This is a genomic window from Chryseobacterium artocarpi (genome assembly GCF_001684975.1).
Lineage (GTDB): Bacteria > Bacteroidota > Bacteroidia > Flavobacteriales > Weeksellaceae > Chryseobacterium > Chryseobacterium artocarpi.
In genome coordinates this window covers 40,479-56,850 of sequence record NZ_MAYH01000001.1, presented here as the reverse complement: position 1 = coordinate 56,850, position 16,372 = coordinate 40,479, and the positions used below count along the sequence as shown (strand labels likewise).

Annotated in this window: 15 protein-coding genes; 7 read left to right on the top strand and 8 right to left on the bottom strand. The window is 35.4% G+C overall.

Features of this window, described 5'->3' with window-relative positions; translation table 11 throughout:
* Window positions 1–63: 63 nt before the first annotated feature.
* The 7 genes from BBI01_RS00250 to BBI01_RS00220 form a co-directional block, all read right to left on the bottom strand.
* A complete protein-coding gene (locus BBI01_RS00250) occupies window positions 64–1,071 on the bottom strand; it encodes a vWA domain-containing protein (RefSeq protein WP_065392688.1) in 1,008 nt (335 codons plus the stop codon).
* Complete coding sequence (locus BBI01_RS00245) at window positions 1,071–2,063, bottom strand: VWA domain-containing protein (RefSeq protein ID WP_065392687.1); 993 nt, start codon at window positions 2,061–2,063, stop codon at window positions 1,071–1,073. Before BBI01_RS00245 ends, BBI01_RS00250 begins: the two co-directional genes overlap by 1 nt.
* The gene (locus BBI01_RS00240; protein WP_065392686.1) at window positions 2,056–2,952 is read right to left on the bottom strand and encodes a BatD family protein; all 897 of its coding nucleotides are present in this window, start codon (window positions 2,950–2,952) and stop codon (window positions 2,056–2,058) included. The genes BBI01_RS00245 and BBI01_RS00240 overlap by 8 nt, the downstream gene beginning before the upstream one ends.
* Window positions 2,953–3,007: 55 nt before the next feature.
* The gene (locus BBI01_RS00235; protein WP_065392685.1) at window positions 3,008–3,871 is read right to left on the bottom strand and encodes a DUF58 domain-containing protein; all 864 of its coding nucleotides are present in this window, start codon (window positions 3,869–3,871) and stop codon (window positions 3,008–3,010) included.
* A gap of 62 nt (window positions 3,872–3,933) precedes the next feature.
* Window positions 3,934–4,389 carry a GNAT family N-acetyltransferase gene (locus BBI01_RS00230; protein WP_065392684.1) on the bottom strand — a complete coding sequence of 152 codons (456 nt, stop codon included), beginning with the start codon at window positions 4,387–4,389 and terminating at the stop codon, window positions 3,934–3,936.
* Window positions 4,389–5,393 carry an AAA family ATPase gene (locus BBI01_RS00225; RefSeq protein WP_065393314.1) on the bottom strand — a complete coding sequence of 335 codons (1,005 nt, stop codon included), beginning with the start codon at window positions 5,391–5,393 and terminating at the stop codon, window positions 4,389–4,391. Before BBI01_RS00225 ends, BBI01_RS00230 begins: the two co-directional genes overlap by 1 nt.
* Window positions 5,394–5,666: 273 nt before the next feature.
* Window positions 5,667–6,968, bottom strand: a complete 1,302-nt coding sequence (locus tag BBI01_RS00220; protein ID WP_065392683.1) for a hypothetical protein — start codon at window positions 6,966–6,968, stop codon at window positions 5,667–5,669.
* 229 nt (window positions 6,969–7,197) lie between these two features.
* Here BBI01_RS00220 and BBI01_RS00215 point away from each other — a divergent pair, with 229 nt between their 5' ends.
* The 7 genes from BBI01_RS00215 to BBI01_RS00190 all read left to right on the top strand — a co-directional run bounded on the left by BBI01_RS00215 (window position 7,198) and on the right by BBI01_RS00190 (window position 15,552).
* Window positions 7,198–8,535 (top strand): peptide-N-glycosidase F-related protein, encoded by a 1,338-nt coding sequence (locus BBI01_RS00215; protein ID WP_065392682.1) that lies wholly within the window; start codon window positions 7,198–7,200, stop codon window positions 8,533–8,535.
* A gap of 299 nt (window positions 8,536–8,834) precedes the next feature.
* A complete protein-coding gene (locus tag BBI01_RS00210) occupies window positions 8,835–9,305 on the top strand; it encodes a DinB family protein (RefSeq protein ID WP_047095244.1) in 471 nt (156 codons plus the stop codon).
* A 105-nt stretch (window positions 9,306–9,410) separates the two neighbouring features.
* Complete coding sequence (gene rlmB, locus BBI01_RS00205) at window positions 9,411–10,148, top strand: 23S rRNA (guanosine(2251)-2'-O)-methyltransferase RlmB (protein WP_065393313.1); 738 nt, start codon at window positions 9,411–9,413, stop codon at window positions 10,146–10,148.
* Between the two features lie 37 nt (window positions 10,149–10,185).
* On the top strand, window positions 10,186–11,235 hold the full coding sequence (locus BBI01_RS00200) for a DUF6263 family protein (protein ID WP_065392681.1): 1,050 nt from the start codon (window positions 10,186–10,188) through the stop codon (window positions 11,233–11,235).
* A gap of 72 nt (window positions 11,236–11,307) precedes the next feature.
* Window positions 11,308–11,538, top strand: coding sequence for a hypothetical protein (locus BBI01_RS22275; RefSeq protein ID WP_083189964.1), 231 nt, complete (start codon window positions 11,308–11,310; stop codon window positions 11,536–11,538).
* A 31-nt stretch (window positions 11,539–11,569) separates the two neighbouring features.
* Window positions 11,570–14,110, top strand: coding sequence for a YfhO family protein (locus BBI01_RS00195; RefSeq protein WP_065392680.1), 2,541 nt, complete (start codon window positions 11,570–11,572; stop codon window positions 14,108–14,110).
* A gap of 146 nt (window positions 14,111–14,256) precedes the next feature.
* Window positions 14,257–15,552 carry a glycosyltransferase family protein gene (locus BBI01_RS00190; RefSeq protein WP_065392679.1) on the top strand — a complete coding sequence of 432 codons (1,296 nt, stop codon included), beginning with the start codon at window positions 14,257–14,259 and terminating at the stop codon, window positions 15,550–15,552.
* Between the two features lie 145 nt (window positions 15,553–15,697).
* Here the strand turns inward: BBI01_RS00190 and BBI01_RS00185 are convergent, their stop codons facing one another.
* The gene (locus tag BBI01_RS00185) at window positions 15,698–16,339 is read right to left on the bottom strand and encodes a hypothetical protein (RefSeq protein ID WP_065392678.1); all 642 of its coding nucleotides are present in this window, start codon (window positions 16,337–16,339) and stop codon (window positions 15,698–15,700) included.
* Window positions 16,340–16,372 lie beyond the last annotated feature (33 nt).

Genomic DNA, 16,372 nt, shown 5'->3' with positions numbered 1-16,372 from the left:
CAGGGTTTTATTTGTTAAAATTCGGTTAAAGTAGCCTTTATAATCATTATTCATAATAGGAGACTACACATTGAAGTCATTTTTAGGATTAAAAATATAAATTAAAAAGAAAAACATGATAGATACAGCCAAAAAATATTGGTAATAATGATTGGCATTTTGTGATTTCACAAGCGTTTCTGATCCTGAAGTCTTCTTATTGATAGCCTCAATGATTCTGTCCGGAGCTTCATTGATATTATTTCCGTCAATGTAAGTACCACCTGTAGATCCTGCCATTTTATTTAAGGCTTCGGTCTGTCTTTTTGAAATTACCGTATTTCCGTTTACATCAGATTTGTAGCCCATCAATTGTCCGGCAGTGTATTCCGGAACAGGAGCTCCTTCGTCTGAACCTATTCCTACAGAAGTAATGATAATTCCTTCTTTATTGGCAAGTCTTATAGCAGCATTATCATTTCCTTCATTATCTTCACCATCACTCAATAATATTACTTTTCTTGATCCTTTGCTTACATTTTTAAATTTTTCAGCTGCCGCCTGCATTCCCTTCAGAAAGTCTGTCCCTTGAATTTTCATGGAATTGGTTTCTATTCCGGTAACGTAGGTTTCGGCGGAGCTATAGTCTGTGGTCAGCGGCATAATTGAAGTCGCTTGCCCTGCAAAAATTACAATTCCGATCTTATCGTTATTCATTTTCTGCATGGTTTGTATCATGAGATTCTTAGCCTCAACCAGACGGCTTGGCTCAATATCTTCCGCATTCATAGAATTGGAGACATCCAACATGAAGATCACATTATTCAATTTCTGATTACTCTTTACTTCTTCTGAACCATTCAGTAGGTCAATAATAGAGAATATCAAAAATAACGTACCTAAGAGGTATAAAGCAGGAAAAAACTTTGTAAATCCTGAATTCTTTTCAAATAAATTATCGTGAAACTGGCTTGCTGCAAAGAGGTCTCTTTTTTTCTTTCTCCATTTTAAAAAACGGATCAAAAAGGAAGCTAACAGCGGCAGAAGCAACAGTAAAAATAAATACCAATAATTTCCTAACGACCAACTCATCAGCTTAAAATTTTATAAAATACCCATCTCAACAACGCATCAAAAAATAACACGCCTAATGCTATCCAAAGAAAAACAGTAAAGTATTCATGATAGTTGTAAAGTCTTGAAACCTTCACATCTGATTTTTCCAACTGATTAATCTCATCATATACTTCTTCAAGGCTACTGTTTGAAGTCGCTCTGAAATATTTACCTCCAGTAGTTTCCGCAATTTCTCTCAATGTATTTTCATCAATAGTCACTTCTGCTTCAGTGAAGACCAGATCACCGAAAAAATCTACAGCGGTAGGCATCAGCGCATATCCATTTGTTCCTATACCGATTGTATATACCTTAATATCATTATTTTTTGCAAGTTCAGCAGCAAGCTGTGGCGGAATAGCGTTTTCAATATTACTTACTCCATCCGTCATCAGAATAATCACCTTACTTTTAGCTTTACTTTTAACCAAATGGTTTACCGCAACGGACAGACCTTCTCCAATTGCTGTTCCGGGTTCAAGCCCTGCTGAGTTCAGGTTTTTAATTTCATCAATAACCACCTGGTGATCTGATGTTACGGGAACTTTTGTAAAGGCTTCTGCAGCATATGCTACCACTCCTATCCTATCATTGGGACGTTTCTGTACAAATTTTATGGCAATATCCTTTAACGCAGTGATACGATCAGGATTAAGATCTTTTGCCAGCATACTGAGAGAAACGTCAATAGAAAGCATTATATCTACTCCTTTCGTATCGTCTCTGTCTTGTGAAACGGTAAAGGTTCTGGGTCTTGCCATCGCAATGATCAGAGCAGAAAGAATGATATACTTTGATATTTTCAATAAAAAAAGTACACCCTGAATTCCACCACTGGCATCCATATTTTTTGTGGTAGGAACTTTGATCCCTTTTCTTTTCTGTTTTCTGATATCTTTTATAAGAAGCGGAATAAACAGCAGAAAAAGTAACAAGAACCACGGACTGTAAAACTCAAAATCAAACATCTTTTCTTAAGTTTTCAAATTCTAAGTCTTTGGATGATCTCTTCACAAAATCCCTGATGTTTGCAAAGTCTTTTTCCATGGTTTCCTGATCCGGAAAGGTTTTGGCAAATTTCACCAGATCTCCTCTAAGAAAGACATCTTCAACAATTTTTTCATTGTCCTGAGAAATGGTATTATTCTTTTTCATTACATCAATAAGGTCATCCGTAAGAAGAACATCTGCTGGAAGATGATATTGCTTAGTGATAAAGTTTCTGGAAATATCAATCAGTTCAACATAAAATGAACGGAAGTTTCCTGCTTCTATATATTTTTTCTTTTTAAGGGAATCCAATTCCTTTAAAGTCTGATTGGTTGCTACAGCAGGAGTACTTTTTGCTTTTCTGCCCCATTTTACGATCATAATGATGGCAAGTATAAGCGCAATTCCGGCTAGAGCAGCCAGAATATAGAATTTATAAAGCTCCCAATAGTCTTTTGCTTCTAATTTTACATCCTTATTTTTCATAATATCATTAATCTGATCAGCTTTTTGGGCTGTATTAATGACTTCAATCTCGTAAGGAATTGTTTTAAGAACTTTGTCGCCTACTTTAAAATCAAGTTCAGGAATTGTAAATTTCCCTTCTTCAAAAACTGCAAATTCTATTTTTCTCTCGTATAGGTTAATATTCTGTCCGATGCTGTCCTTAGTTTCTTCAAAATGGAAAGGAAGCAATTCATTTTTAGGTGCAGAAATCACTTCCTGCCCACGCAGATTATCAACCTTAATAATAAGATGGTTGATTTCACCCAAGGCAATGGTTTTCTTCTCTACATTGGAAGACAATATCTGTGAAAAAGCATTTGCACAGATCAGAAAAGACAGTATTAAAAATATTTTTCTCAATGTTCAATAAATAATAAAGGCAGAACCTTATGTTTTAATGTGGGTAAAACCCGGTTTACTTTTTCTGAAAGTAATTATACAACAATTTTGAATAATCCGAGCCTGTATTAATATTCATAAAACTAGCTGAACTATTTGCAAAGTCTTCTTCCAATGCTCTCAGTTTTTGCTTTTGGGCTTCCGCGAAAGTATATCTCCACCTCGCACTGGAAGTATTCGCCCATATTTGTTTTCCTGTTTCGGCATCATATAATAAGGTATATCCTACATCAGCAATTTCGTTATCTTTTTCATCAAATATTCTCATTCCCAACAGCTGATGTTTCTTGGATGCTACTCTCAGCATTTTGGAATCATATTCATCTTCAAAGTCTGAAAATAAAAAAACGAGGGATTTTCTTTTAAAGATTCCCATCATATATTCCAGAGCTTTATCTATTTTGGATTCGGCAGGAACGTAATCTGCTGTCAGAATAGTACTGATAATGGAAAGAATATGTTTTCTTCCTTTCTGGGGAGGAATTACTTTGTATACTTTATCTGCAAACAGGATCAATCCTACTTTATCATTATTTCCAGCTGCTGAAAATCCTAAACTTGCTGCAATTTCTGCTACATATTCTCTTTTCAGCTGAACTTTGGTTCCATAATCCATTGAAGCGGAAATATCCACCAAAATCATCATAGTAAGTTCTCTTTCCTCTTCCATCACCTTTACGAAAGGTTCACGGAAACGTGCTGTTTTGTTCCAGTCGATTCTTCTGATCTCATCACCAAACTGGTAAGGGCGCACCTCTGAAAAAGTCATTCCCTGTCCTTTAAAGGCACTGTGATATTGCCCCATCAAAGCAGCCTCCGTCTTTTTTCTGGTACGGATTTCTATCTGCTTTACTTTTTTTACAATATCTTTTATCTGCATAAAGGGGTTATGTTTAAGGGTTCCCGGGATTTGAGTTCCGGGATTTCCTTATGTTTTAATTCTTACTTAAACTCAATGGATACATTCAACCATTCGTCATCAAATTTCGGACTGTATTTTTTATAAAAATTGATTGCAGGCTCATTCCAGTTCAATACCTGAAATACCATTCCACTGTACTGGTTTGACTTTCCGTATGCTAAAGTAGCATCAAACAATAGTTTTCCGATCTTTTTCCCTCTCATTCTTTCTGTCACAACAAGATCTTCAAGATATAATCTTCTGCCCTTCCAGGTAGAATATCTGTCATAATACAATGAAATTCCAACAATTTCCCCATTTAATTCAGCCACGAAAGATCCCCAAACGGGAGATGTACCAAAGCCGTCTGCTGTAAACTCATCTAATGTTACAGTAACTTCGTGTAATGCTTTTTCGTATTCTGCAAGTTCTTTAATTAGCTCCAGCATTGAAGCACAGTCCTCCTGAACTGCTTTTCTGATTATAACATCACTCATTATGGCGCCTGAATTTTTGCTAAGATTCTGTTGATAATTTCTTCTGTTGTAATTTCCTCCGCTTCAGCTTCGAATGTTAAGCCCATTCTATGCCTCAACACATCTTTTGCCAATGCTTTTACATCTTCTGGAATAACGAAAGCTCTTCCTTTTAAGAATGCATAAGATCTTGAAGCAATGGCAAGATTAATAGAAGCTCTTGGAGATGCCCCGAAACTTATATAGTTTTTAAGTTCAGACAAGCCGTAGTTTTCAGGATAACGGGTTGCAAATACCATATCCAGAATATATTTTTCGATCTTTTCGTCAAGATAAATCTGATTGATCAATTCTTTAGCATCTACAATATCCTGAAGTGAAATAACCGGCTTTACTGTTGGCTGATGAGATGTGGAAACCATTCTCATTACCTGTCTTTCATCTTCAAAAGAAGGATAATCGATAGTACATTTCAGCATGAAACGGTCACTTTGGGCTTCTGGTAACAGATAAGTTCCTTCCTGATCGATAGGGTTCTGTGTTGCCAAAACTAAGAAAGGTTTTGGCAGCTTCATGGTTTCGTCACCGATGGTCACCTGCTTTTCCTGCATTACTTCTAAAAGTGCAGATTGTACCTTTGCCGGAGCACGGTTGATCTCATCTGCAAGTACAAAATTAGCAAATACAGGACCTTTTTTTATAGAGAAATCATTGTCTTTGATATTATAGATCATTGTTCCCACAACGTCTGCCGGAAGCAAATCCGGAGTAAACTGAATCCTCGAGAACTCACCATGAACAGCATCCGCCAAGGTTTTAATAGCTAGAGTTTTTGCCAGCCCCGGAACTCCTTCAAGAAGAACGTGACCATTTCCTAAAAGCCCTACCAAAAGACGGTCTATCATGTATTCCTGTCCAATAATAACCTTGTTGATTTCTTGCCTCAGAAGAGAAAATAAATAGTTTTTTTCTTTTACTTTTTCCGTCAACTGACGGATATCTTCTGCTTGATATGTATCTGACATAGCTTGATTTAAAATAAGTGGTAAATTTCTGATAAATACTTGCATTAATCAACACAATGAATGCCATATTTGAGTTAAAGTTTGTTAAAAATTTTGGGTTTAACAAGCCTTTTAGATTTCTACATGGGGATAATATGAGTTCTTTGATATAGATCCCGTTGTTTGTTATCATCTTTTATATTATCATTCAATCTGTTATAAAAAATGTTGTGATAAATTAATACCACAACATCTTTTTTATTTTAATGTAGAAACTTTCTTAAAGTAAAAAAATTATGGTCTTGTTATATTTATCGTAAATACATCTTCTGGTTTATCTACAGAATCCTCATAAGAACCTACGTTTACATAATATTCTGTTCCTGCAGTAGTCTGAACTACAATTGTTTCAGAGGAACCACCCCCATTATTATCCATTGTTCCTACACAGACCAAATTATTACATGTTCCGCTATACACTCCTATTTTAGGATCAAAAGAAGCTACTCCAGGGCTCACTTTAATAGTATACGGAGTTCCGTTTCCTGTAAATTTAAACCATAAACCATCGTTCATTCCATCATTTGCGCAAGCTAATACAAATCCACCGTTATTAGTGGAAGACATTCCGTCTGCCTGCACATATGTATAAGGATATTCTGAAACTTGTAATGCTCCGGAGCATGCATCATTTGCAGGGATAGGAGGAATTGTTTTAAAAGTATAATCTGTACAGCCGGAAGATTCTCCGTTAACTGAAACAGACGTAACTTTTAAATAATAATTAGTATTACGGTTAAGAACAATAGATGGAGAAAGGCTAAAGCTTGTTCCATTTACAGTCTGATGATTAATCACATCCGTACCCCCAAGAGTTGTACCTAAAGAAATCCTATAAGAATCAGCTCCTGAAACCTGTTGCCAGTTGATAGTAGGTGACAAAGAAATAAATTGGGCATTGTTCGCAGGATACATTACAATTGGGCACCCCGGAGCAAGATTAGCCGTTAATCCCGTAATACTTATTGCGGATTTATAATCTACTCTTATTCCACCCGGAGGAGATGCAGGATCCACTACTGCACGATCACCTTTATAGACAAGCGTAGAGTTCTGTAAATATGGATAAACTTTAAACGCTTCGTCAAAATTATTAATATCAATACTTGGCGAATTTTCTTTCACTGCCACAACAAGGTTATCAGTATTATTATACGCAAAAGGAGCTGTAAAAATCACTTCAACTTTATTACCGGTCTTAGTTACTGTACCCGCAAATACCTGCGTAAGCTGCGAGGACGGAATCCAGTCTGTACCGGATGTAAAAGTCATTTTCGTCGTATTTCCTAGATAGATTGTCCAGTTTGAAGAATCATTTATCGTAGCAGAGGGATCAACATAAAAGGTAAAACCTGTAATATTTCCGGCTGCATTAGCATTGATTTCCTGCTTAGGATATATCTGCTGAACATAGGAATAGGAAAAAAAACTACTTACAGGAGCACTTCCTACGGCTGAACTTCCAATATTTAGATTAATTTGAGCATTTACACTCAGGACTACAAACAAGAAAGATAAAAGTAAAATTCTTTTCATTATTAATAATATTAACAATAATTACCTTGCTAATTTAACAATAAAAACAGAAATTACTATAATAAAAAAAACATTAACAGCATAAATTTATAACAAATGATATTTCAGGACAAAAACACTTAATTATTTTAAATTTTACTCAACAAAACAACATAAATAACAAAAATAACACTTGATAAAAGTAAATTTAAATGCATATTTTAATATATTTACAACAAATATCCACGATATGTTTAAAAGATTACTTTTTTCAAGTCTCCTATTATCCGGACTCTTCAAATCACAATCTACCAGCATGACCAATCTGATTTCAGATGCAGTATATTATGATGGTTATGCATCTACAGTATCTACTCCTGTTCCTCCAGGTTTAATAAGATTAGGAAACACAAGATATGCCCGAAAATTAACGGATGCTGAATTAAATTCCTTTAAAGCAAAAATTGCCATGAGAGTAACAATAGGTGCTTTATGTGATAATTATGACCGACTTGGAGAAGTATTTCTGGCTATGGTACCAAAAAATCAGGCTACCTATGAAATGAATGATCCTAATGTAAAAAGAATTGAGGTAGGAAGATACATCACCCCTTTCATGAACAAGAACCGTTCTCCTATTGAAGTTCCTTACACTTACGATATCAGCAATCTTTACAGCGTATTTCACGATACCACTCTTCGCAGTACTTATGATTTATATATGGAACTTGATGTTTTTGGAGTTCCATATGCAGCACAAACTCAGGTTCAGGGATGTACCGGCAGGATTGATGTATTTTCGGGAACACTCACTTTTTTCTCAACAGATAATGGCGCCACTCCAAGTGACTACAACACTCTTGTTCCACTCCTTAGCTATAACCGATTAAACAACTATAACAGTACGGATGTTACTGGTGAAACTGTAAGACTTGTCAACTTCAATCTTCCGGAATCAGTGAACAATGCTAAGTTTTTTGTCATTTCCACTCCTCACGGAGCCGATAATGGTGGTGAAGAATATATCAGAAGACAAAACTACACCTATCTGGACGATGTACAGGTACTCACCTATACCCCAGGAGGAATTTCCTGTGAACCTTACAGAGTATACAACACTCAAGGTAACGGAATTTACGGAGCAACACCATCATCATTTGCAGAATGGACATCGTGGAATAATTGGTGCCCTGGAAATTCTGTTCCCATCAGAGGATTTACTTTACCAAGTGTATCAGCTGGAAATCACACTTTAAAGCATACCATACCAACGGCTGTTTTCAATCAACAGAAAGGGGAAGTTTATCTTTCTGTATATATGCAGGGAAAAACGAATGCTTCGCTGAACGTTCAAGATGTTAAAACAATAGATGTTAACATCTACCCTAATCCTACCGCTGATTTTGTCAATATTAAATCAAAAGAAGATGTTGCATCAATGACTCTTTTTAGCATAGACGGGCGCAAGTTGTCAGAAACATTCAAAGAAAACAGAATTAATCTTTCATCATACAGTGCGGGAATCTATTTTTTGAATATTGTATTGAAAAACGGAGTCACCTTCAAACATAAGATTATCAAGAAATAAGCTCTAGATTCTTAAATTAATCTAAAGAAAATCATAAAAAACAGTCAAAAAACTAACATAATTCCCTCTTTTGAATATTTTCACGAGAGGGATTTTCATTCATAAAAACAGGCAATTAAATAGACGGTTAAAGTTAAATTTTCTAAAAGCTATTACAATCCCATCATTTTTTTTCACAAAAAGAAAATAATAAATAATGCTTTTTTTCACGAATCAGGAATTTTTACTTTAATCCCTCAGGCAAAAAATTGTCATTCCCAGATTATTAAACTATTTTTGGAGATTAAAATTTCTGCAAAATGAATTATCATTTTCAAGCACACAGACAGGTAAGAAAAAATCTTTTAGACATCCTACAGAACACCTCTCACGAGGATCTGTTGCTGATTCCGGATGGTTTCAACAATAATATTTACTGGAATATTGCCCATACGGTTGCCACACAGCAACTTCTGCACTATTACCTTAGCGGAAACCCTTTCCGTATTGATAAATACTGGATTGAGACCTACAAAAAAGGGACATTACCTAATTTAAATGTTCAAAAATCAGAAGTGGAAGATCTTGAGTTTTTACTTACTGAAACCTCAAAAATTCTGATGAAAGATTATGACAGTGATTTCTTTTCAGATTATACTCCATACACAACCAGTTTTGGTATGGATTTGAAGAGTATTCAGGATGCTATTATCTTTAACAACATGCATGAAAGCTTGCATTATGGATATGTAATGGCGCAGAAAAGAGCAATTTTAGGAGAAAAATATTAATAGGAAGCAGGAATAAAGGAGGCTGGAAGTTTGTAGTCCACATCAACCATGAACCATCCAATCCCGAAACCTGACAACCTTAAACATAAAATTTTAAACAAATCAATGAAAGACGATTTTATTTTCGGGCTGCGTCCCGTGATTGAAGCAATTGAAGCGGGAAAAACGATTGACAAGATCTTTGTGCAAAATGCACTTCAGGGTCCTATTTATGCTGAACTGAAAGCGATTTTAGCAAAAAATAAAATCCGTCCCAATTATGTTCCGGTTGAAAAACTGAACCGTTTTACAAGAAAGAATCACCAAGGTGTGGTTGCTTTTATTTCGGATGTTCCGTTTCATAAAGTGGAGGATATTGTTCCGCAATTATTTGAAGAAGGAAAAACTCCTTTCTTATTGATTTTGGACAGACTTACTGATGTAAGAAACTTCGGAGCCATCTGTAGAACGGCTGAATGTGTAGGAGTAGACGCTGTAATTATTCCTGAGAAAGGAGCAGCTCCTATTAATTCTGATGCTATCAAAACTTCTGCAGGAGGTATTTATAATATCAAAATCTGTAAAGAAAACAATCTTGCCCATACAGTAGATTTCTTACAGCAAAGTGGAATTACTGTGTTTGCTGCATCTGAAAAGGCACAAAAGCTGATCTATGATGTAAACTTTACAGAACCATGCGCTATCGTTATGGGTAATGAAGAAACCGGAATTTCTAAAGAAGTACTGCATCATTCTGATGAAAAAATAAAACTTCCTATTGAGGGAAAAACTCAATCACTGAACGTTTCTGTAGCATGTGGAGCCATCTTATATGAAGCTGTAAGACAGAAAATGTTGAAATAATTAGTACCAATAACACAACACTTAAAAAAATTAGAAAATGAAAAACATAGCAGCATTAGCGCTAATCTCATCTATAGCTCTTGTTTCTTGTAAAAAAGAAACGGCAAAAGTAACTAAAGTAGATCCTAAAACCGGAAAAACTGTTACCGTAGAAGTTCCGGCTGATTCTGTAGCTAAGGTTGTAGAAAATCCAGCTATTAAAGACTCTGCAGGTATCGTTACGCAGACTTTTAAACTTGAAAAAGGAAAAACATATCCTCTTACAACGTATCAGAGAGACACGAAAACGATGACTGACCCACAGGGGAAATCTATGACGGCTACTTCGGAATCTACAGATGAAATGAACTTCACTGTAAACGATATTAAAGGAAATGTCTATGAAATGACCCTTAATCTTGTTGCTAAAAGAAGCTCTCAGTCTGCACAGGGAAAAACAATTGTAGTAGATACCAAACTTCCTATTCCTAAAGAAGATGAGCTTAAAATGATATGGAATATCAATAGAGCCCTTACAAGCAATAAGCTTGACATGAAAATGGACAACAAAGGGAATGTAATTTCTATCACTGGTTTTGATGCTGTTTACGCAAAAGTATCCACTGCTGTAGGAACGTTAATCAAAGACGCTAATGAAAAAGCAAGCGTTGTGGCAAGCTTAAAAGAATCTTTCAACGAGAAAGTATTGAAGGACCAATTCAATAAAAACCTTGTTATTATCCCTAAAAAAGGAGTAAAAATAGGTGAAAAATGGACAACTTCTGAAAATGCCGACCCTAGCGGAAGCATTAAAGTAACTTCAAACTATGTACTAAAGAGCTTAGGAAACGGAGTTGCTGAAATCGGTGTGACAGGTGGTATCCCTAAAAAAGCTGACAAAAAGACCCAAGGAGGAATTACTCACAGCTTAAGCAGTGAACTTGTTCAGAACGGTACCATTAAATTTGACGAAAATACAGGATGGATTACCAACCAGAACATCACTGTAAAAACAACACAGATTGAAACGCTTTCTGATGGAAAACAATCACAGTCTATGAAAAGTGTTTCTAATTCTGCTGTAATGGTAAATCCTTCTGCAAAATAATTAAAAACAAAACGTTTAAGGTTCAGGATAAAAACAATCAACACTGAGCCTTAAACTTTAAATTCAAAAGTTATGAAGTACATTCTTGAGTTAGTACTCTCTGCTATCGTTATTTTCTTTGTCTGGAATATTCTGAAAAGGATCTTCTTTAAGACTTTTTACAGCTACAGGTTCAATAATCAGAGCCAAAATAACAGACATGAGGACATCAACAACTCGAATAAGAATAACAAACAAAACCTTAAATGGGATGCAGAAACCGTAGACTATGAAGAGGTAAAAGAGAGTAATGACAAAAGGTAGAAAATCCAAGAAATAAAAGATAATAACCAGCATGGCAAAAAATAAAAACTTAATTTATATTGCAATTTCATTAGTAGTATTTATAGTTTTAGCATTTTTATATTCAACCCCTGTATTTTCAGGAAAACAGCTTTTCCAGCATGATATTGTTCAATACAGAGGAGGCGCAAAAGAACTACTAGACTATAGAGCCAATACAGGAAATGAAACCTATTGGAGTGATTCCATGTTCGGGGGAATGCCGACTTATCAGATGGGTAGCCAGTTTAAAGGTGATATCATCAAGAAAATCGACAGCAATCTGAATTTTCTGCCAAGACCGGTCAATTATCTCTTCCTGCTTTTTGCAGGTTTTTTCCTTTTGGGAATGGTAGTGGTCAGAAACTGGAAATACGCCCTGTTGGGTGCTACATTCTTCGGACTTTCCACTTATTTTTACATCATTATTGCGGCGGGACACAACGGAAAAGTAAATACCATTGAATATTTTGCTCCGCTTCTTGCCGGAATTCTATTAGTTTATATCCGAAAACAATACATCTGGGGATTCATTGTAACAACCCTTTTTATGGGACTTCAAATTGCAGCGAACCACCCGCAGATGACCTATTATCTTTTCCTTGCATTAGGATTCTTATTCCTGTCTGAACTGATCAGAGCGATTCAGAAAAAGACACCGATGAAACATTTCCTTATTTCTTCAGGAATCATTGCTGCATCTTGTGTAATCGGGGTTGGAATGAACTCTCAGAGAATCATGGCAAATTCTGAGTACGTAAAAGAAACCGTACGTGGAAAACAGATTTTAACAAACGACAGTCATACTTCAGGGAAATCCGGAATGGATAAAGAAAGTATGCTGATGTGGAGCTACGGACAACTTGAAACATTAAACCTATTCATTCCAAGATTAATGGGTGGTGGAAGCCAGGAGCCTGAAGCAAAAGCAATGATGAACAGAGTGCAGGAACTTGTACAGGAAAATGTAGGTTTACAAGCTGAAATGGACAGAATTTCAAAAGGTTTCAGCGGAATGACCTATTGGGGAGATCAGCCCGGTACTTCCGGACCGGCTTATCAGGGAGCTATTGTATGTTTCCTTGCCGTACTAGGATTCTTCTTCGCATCGAAAAAATACCGTTATTGGATTTTGAGTGCTTCAATTTTAACCATTCTATTGGCTTGGGGAAGCAACTTTATGCCGTTATCCGATTTCTTCATTGATTTTGTTCCGTTTTACAACAAATTCAGAGCACCATCTTCAATCCTTGTCGTAGTTGAATTACTATTCCCTTTAATTGCTATTTTAGGGCTATACAGATTCTTTACAGATGAAAAGCTTACAGAGGAATACAAACAAAAGATCCTCATGTATGTAAGTGGTGGAACATTGGGATTATTATTAATTCTTTTAGTTTTCGGAAAATCTTTACTTGGATTCTCTACAGCTAATGAGAAGACATACTTCCCTCCTTTCTTACTGGATTATCTTGTAGATGAAAGATATAAACTGTTCAGAATAGATGCTATAAAAGCATTCATCTATGTGGCAATTGCAGCAGCAGCATTATTCTTAAGCTTAAAGAAAAAACTTAACCAGAATATTGCTTTGGTTGTGATTGGTGTAATAAGTTTATTTGATTTATGGACGGTAAACAAACGTTATTTAAATGACGAAAACTATGTAGACAAGATCTTTGCTGAAAATCCTTTCCAAACTGAAAGCTCAGACTTATTAGTAGAAAAAGTACAGGGAAATCCAAACCTTGAATCTATTTTATCTACAGTAAATATCAACAAGACATTAGAAATAATTGCTGATAAAGACAAAGCACACTACAGAATCTATAACCAGACTTTAGGAGTAACAAGTGAAACAAATACCTCTTACTTCAAAGCTTCTATCGGAGGTTATCACGCTGTAAAACTGAGAAGATATGACGATGTCCTTAATGAGTATATCAATAGTATTGACAGTGTAAAAACACCAAACGTCCTAAATCTATTGAATGCAAAGTATATGGTTTTCGGAGGTCCTGAACAACCACAGGTTGTTCCCAATCCAAAAGCTAACGGAAACGCATGGTTTGTAAGCGACATTAAATTTGTAGAAACTCCAAACGAAGAAATCAAGTCAATCGGAGTTATCGATAATAAAAAGACAGCTGTTGTAGCTTCTTCTGACAAATCTTATTTTGATAATAAACCTGTTCAGGCAGACTCTACGGCATTCATCAATCTGACGAAATATGAACCTAATGAACTGGAATTCAAATCTCAGTCGAAAACCCCTCAGCTTGCCGTTTTCTCTGAAATTTATTACCCACACGGATGGAAAGTTTCTGTAGACGGAAAAGAAGTTCCTTACATTAAAGCAGATTATTTACTTCGTGCAGTGCATGTACCGGCAGGAAGTCATCAAATCAGAATGGTTTTCGAACCTGAGGTAATTGAAAAGGGAAAATGGTTTTCTCTTCTTAGCTTCGGATTATTCATCGCATTGGCTGCATTTGGAATTTTCTGGATGAATAAAAACAAAAAGAAAGAAGCTTTAGTTGAACCTAATGCATAATTTATTATTGTAAGCTAAAGAAGACTAAATTTAATTAAAGAATACAATTCCAATTGGAAATTTCTGAATGAAGAGCTAGAATGAGATTCTTCACTACGCTTCGCTCCGTTCAGAATGACAAATGAATAATAGACGATTCATAAATAATGGAACAAAAGAAAATATTGATCATCACCTATTACTGGCCTCCTGCGGGAGGTCCTGGTGTTCAAAGATGGCTGAAGTTTGCAAAATATCTGCCGGAATTTGGCTGGAAACCGGTCATTTATACTCCTGAAAATCCAAGTTATCCATTACTGGATGAAACCCTGATGAAGGACGTTCCTAAAGATATTGAAATCGTAAGAACTAAAATATGGGAACCTTATCAGCTGGCTGAAAAGCTTAATAAAAGCAATAAAAAATTTAAGGCGGGACAATTTGATGTTGGTAAAAATCAAAGCTGGAAATCTAAATTATCTATTTGGGTAAGAGGAAACTTTTTCATTCCTGATGCAAGAGTTTTCTGGGTAAAACCTTCCATTCAGTTTCTTGAGAAATATATACAAGAAAATAATATTAATACAATTGTAACTTCAGGTCCACCCCACTCTCTTCACCTGATTGGATTAGGATTAAAAGATAAATTTCCCAATCTTAAATGGATTGCCGACTTTCGCGATCCATGGACTGAAATTTCCTATTACAAGCACTTAAAATTAACCAAAAGCTCTGATAAAAAACACCGCCAACTGGAAAGTGCAGTATTCAAAAATGCAGACATTACACTTGCTACAAGTTATACGGATGCTGAAAATTTCCGTAAAGGAGGAGCTAATTCAGTTTGTATTACTAATGGATTTGATGAAAGTGACTCCGACAAGGCAAAAGAACAAACTGAAAACATACTGAAGGATAAGTTCACTCTAAGCTATATCGGTGTTTTGGAACAACTCAGAAACCCTGAAAATCTTTGGAAAGTTCTGGATGAATTGGTAAAAGAAAACACTGATTTTGCCAACCATTTTAGTTTAAAATTTGTCGGAAGAATTGATGATAAGATCTTAAATTTTATTGAAAATTCAAGTTTAAAAAATCATATCCTGAACCTTGGATATCTTGCCCATGGTAAAGCTGTGGAAGAAATGCAAAACTCAGAAATATTACTGATCACAAATTTCCCAAATGAATCCTCAAAAGGAATTATTCCCGGAAAAATATTCGAATATCTGGCTTCAGGAAAACAGATTTTATCATTTGGTCCCGATCAGGCTGATGTCTCAAAAATATTGGATGAAACTCAAGCTGGAAAACATTTCAGCTACAGTGATTCTGAAACTGTAAAAAAATTCATCCTTGAGAAATTCGATCTCTGGAAAAGCGGTCAACTATCTGAAAACACTCAACACATTGAGCAGTTTTCACGAAAAAATCTTACCAAGCAACTCAGCGAAATTTTATAAAGAAAACAAGTTAGAAGCTGGAAGAAGGGGTTTATAAAATTTGGAAAAACAATTGTCATTTTTCACCTTCAGAATATATTTGAAAATCACTTTTACCTTTTATAACTAAAACTTCTTCCAGCTTCCTACATCCGGCTTCTAACTTTTAAATCGTCCATTGGTCATTTACAACAGCAATCAGGTAATATTTCCCCTGAAATTCTTCAAAAACAAAACGCAGCGTTTTCCAATCCATTTCACTAGTTTTTTCAGTTCCTTTGATATAGTTTTCTGTAAAGTCTTTATGAGGATATATTTTTTCAAGATTATTCAGAGAATTACCACCAGCTATAAATTTACTCTGAGAATATTGGGAGGTCGTAAAATCACCTGAAAAAACCCATTTTCCGAGATAATCATTGATTGTAGCCTTGTAAGGATCACCGGATCCATCCATTTCTCCCCAGGTGAATAATGTTTTTGTAGGCTGGTATTTTTCAAATTCTGCTTTAGAAAAATGTTTGTCTTTCTTAGGATCTACAAAAGCATACATAGAAAAACTAATTCCTTTTTCAGGATGGATAAATGTTGCAAAAGTTTTATAATCTTTAGCTTTTAAAGTTTGTAAAACCTCATCATTTGTCTTCTTCAAACCTGCCATTTTCAAGGTATCATTCTTCACAACTTTTGCACTGTCCGGATTTATTCTGGCAATTGTATCAATTTCATTTGGGACTGGTTTTCCAGGCTCTTTCTTACAGGCAACCACCAAACCCAATACAAGCATTGAAATAAGTAATCTTTTCATAATTTATAATTTTATAATAGTTTTAAAAAGCAC

Excerpts from the sequence above, each read along its gene's own strand:
- BBI01_RS00190 (WP_065392679.1), top strand. The coding sequence starts at position 14,257 with ATGGAACAAAAGAAAATATTGATCATCACCTATTACTGGCCTCCTGCG.
- BBI01_RS00220 (WP_065392683.1), bottom strand. The coding sequence starts at position 6,968 with ATGAAAAGAATTTTACTTTTATCTTTCTTGTTTGTAGTCCTGAGTGTA.
- BBI01_RS00245 (WP_065392687.1), bottom strand. The coding sequence starts at position 2,063 with ATGTTTGATTTTGAGTTTTACAGTCCGTGGTTCTTGTTACTTTTTCTG.
- BBI01_RS00200 (WP_065392681.1), top strand. The coding sequence starts at position 10,186 with ATGAAAAACATAGCAGCATTAGCGCTAATCTCATCTATAGCTCTTGTT.
- BBI01_RS00215 (WP_065392682.1), top strand. The coding sequence starts at position 7,198 with ATGTTTAAAAGATTACTTTTTTCAAGTCTCCTATTATCCGGACTCTTC.
- BBI01_RS00210 (WP_047095244.1), top strand. The coding sequence starts at position 8,835 with ATGAATTATCATTTTCAAGCACACAGACAGGTAAGAAAAAATCTTTTA.
- BBI01_RS00230 (WP_065392684.1), bottom strand. The coding sequence starts at position 4,389 with ATGAGTGATGTTATAATCAGAAAAGCAGTTCAGGAGGACTGTGCTTCA.
- BBI01_RS00195 (WP_065392680.1), top strand. The coding sequence starts at position 11,570 with ATGGCAAAAAATAAAAACTTAATTTATATTGCAATTTCATTAGTAGTA.
- BBI01_RS00225 (WP_065393314.1), bottom strand. The coding sequence starts at position 5,393 with ATGTCAGATACATATCAAGCAGAAGATATCCGTCAGTTGACGGAAAAA.
- BBI01_RS00250 (WP_065392688.1), bottom strand. The coding sequence starts at position 1,071 with ATGAGTTGGTCGTTAGGAAATTATTGGTATTTATTTTTACTGTTGCTT.
- rlmB (WP_065393313.1), top strand. The coding sequence starts at position 9,411 with ATGAAAGACGATTTTATTTTCGGGCTGCGTCCCGTGATTGAAGCAATT.
- BBI01_RS00185 (WP_065392678.1), bottom strand. The coding sequence starts at position 16,339 with ATGAAAAGATTACTTATTTCAATGCTTGTATTGGGTTTGGTGGTTGCC.
- BBI01_RS22275 (WP_083189964.1), top strand. The coding sequence starts at position 11,308 with ATGAAGTACATTCTTGAGTTAGTACTCTCTGCTATCGTTATTTTCTTT.
- BBI01_RS00235 (WP_065392685.1), bottom strand. The coding sequence starts at position 3,871 with ATGCAGATAAAAGATATTGTAAAAAAAGTAAAGCAGATAGAAATCCGT.